At 36.3% G+C, this 2264-nt stretch carries 2 protein-coding genes; one reads left to right on the top strand and one right to left on the bottom strand.

The features are described 5' to 3' along the window. Positions 1-328: 328 nt before the first annotated feature. A complete protein-coding gene (locus tag ACDQ55_RS21610) occupies positions 329-673 on the top strand; it encodes a helix-turn-helix domain-containing protein (RefSeq protein WP_420982572.1) in 345 nt (114 codons plus the stop codon). Positions 674-981: 308 nt separating this feature from the next. Here the strand turns inward: ACDQ55_RS21610 and ACDQ55_RS21615 are convergent, their stop codons facing one another. Continuing rightward, on the bottom strand, positions 982-2058 hold the full coding sequence (locus ACDQ55_RS21615; protein ID WP_420983723.1) for an RHS repeat-associated core domain-containing protein: 1077 nt from the start codon (positions 2056-2058) through the stop codon (positions 982-984). Positions 2059-2264: the final 206 nt, after the last annotated feature.

Raw genomic sequence — 2264 nt, forward strand, 5'->3', positions numbered from 1 at the left:
TTTGAACTCAAATAGGCCTGAATAATAAGATGCTTGTCACTTTCCAGATAGTAACCGTTCTTAAGTTTGACGATTTTCTTCATTTTTTACATTTTTTGTGTAAACCTATTTCAGGACAAGACACCCCAGTTCCTCCGTTTGGTAAGTAATGGCATCCTGATTATCGATATTGATCTTAGCCATAAAAAATATTTTTTCTTCACCTATTGGTGACAAAGATAATTGATAGGTAAATTAAAAACAAACTTTTCATTGTTGTTTTTCACCTATCAATAAACTAATTTTACTAAAATGCCGATCAATCAGGCATTTTCATCACTTATTAGGTATGGATTTAGGTAATAAAATAGTACAACTACGTAAAGAGAAGGATCTTAACCGGGACGAACTCGGTAAGGCTGTAGGCACCTCCGGTGCTATCATTGGCCGTTATGAACGTAATGAGATTACGCCATCTGTAGAAGTTGCCGCAAAAATTGCGGATGCACTGGACGTAAGCCTGGATTATTTGGTGGGTAACACTACATTTTTAGTGAAGGATAAAAAAATGCTCTATCGCCTGGAGCTGTTGGATAAGATTTCAGAAGAGGATCGTAATACTATCCTCCGCGTGGTTGATGCCTTTCTTAAAGAAGCCCAACTCACCACTACTGCTAAAAAATTAAAAGCATAAAAGCCGCAGATAATCTGCGGCTTTTATGCTCTCATCCAGCTATAAGTCTGTATAAAAAGATATGCACAATACAGATTACTACACTTATAATTACTAGGCTTTTAAAGGCAATATTTTTCTAAACCAAAAATAATTAAGAAATAAATGAAAAAAAATCAATGTAATATAAAGCATCATAAGCTGGACAGGATACCTGGTAGGATTAGATGCATATCCAAATGCAAAAGCAAAGGCTATAAATAAACCACTAATAATAACAAATAACAATAAATTAGCTAAAACTGGCCTGACAAACATATAAAATTAGGTTATTGTGAGACGGTAACTTTTATTCCGTAACCTCTCATTTTTTTGGTAAAATCATCAAGCAATTTTTTATTATCCCCTCCACTTTTTACAAATGCCTGGGTAAACGCCGTAACATCTTTTACAAAAGAACTTGTACCATGTTGACCCAATAAACTACCTCCTTCATTACTAGTAAATGCAACTTTATTTCCCGCCATGTCATTTCCTGATAAAGGATCCCATGTATGATCTTGGGAATAAGAATTAACACCTTTAGGAGCTTTTATAAAATTAGACTGATGAGGAGCCATATTATAAACAAAATCAATAACGTTACTCGGATCCGCAAATTTATCAGCATTCTGTTTAATCATCTCTAATAATGCATCAGTATATCCAGAACCGAAAGCTCCTCCACGGCTATGAGTATAAATCTGTATTTTCTCAATTATTTTTCCGCTTTCAGGATCCTTTGCCAACCTAGAGAGTATCTCTTGAAAATCTTGCTCCCCTATTATATATCCCGCTTGTTTTCTTTCATCTGCCAATAACCCTACAATCCATCCTCCATTTCTTACCCCGTCTTTACTTGGATCATATGTCCGTGAAGCTGGATCCGATGAATAAAAATATCTATCTCCATCCACAAACATCATATTGCTACTATTAGGAATGCCTGAGTTTTTGATAGCCTGTATTATTCCCATATCCCAATAGCTCGCACTTCCTCTCTCAGATGGTCCTGCTACCCTTCCATTAATTAAAATAGCCAGTTCTCCATCAGGATCCTTATATGCTATTGGATTATTATAGCAGTAAACATAAGGAGAGGACATTTCTAAAAGATCCGATTTCGGATCCAAAACATGCCATCTTCCGATTTGTGGATCTTGCATCCGTTTCCCAAAATCATATAACTCTAATCCACTCCCATCTCCAAATTCTTTACTCTGTAACTCCTTCCCATTATACTTCATCCGGTTCTCCGGATAGTTCGAGCCTTTAAGTGCATTCGAACTTATCCCACTCATCGTCAGGCCAAACGGATAATAATGTGTCTCCTCTAGCAACGGACCCAAGGCACTTTTCCTGATCACTTCCCCGTTGGCGACACATTTTTTTCAAAGACCTGCCCCTAAAATAAATAAAATCCGGACAGTGATGCCCGGATTTTATTTATTGTCTTGTCCTGAAATAGGTTTACACAAAAAATGTAAAAAATGAAGAAAATCGTCAAACTTAAGAACGGTTACTATCTGGAAAGTGACAAGCATCTTATTATTCAGGCCTATTTGAGTTCAAA

Origin of the sequence: Chitinophaga sp. 30R24, assembly GCF_049056765.1 — a bacterium.
GTDB lineage: Bacteria > Bacteroidota > Bacteroidia > Chitinophagales > Chitinophagaceae > Chitinophaga.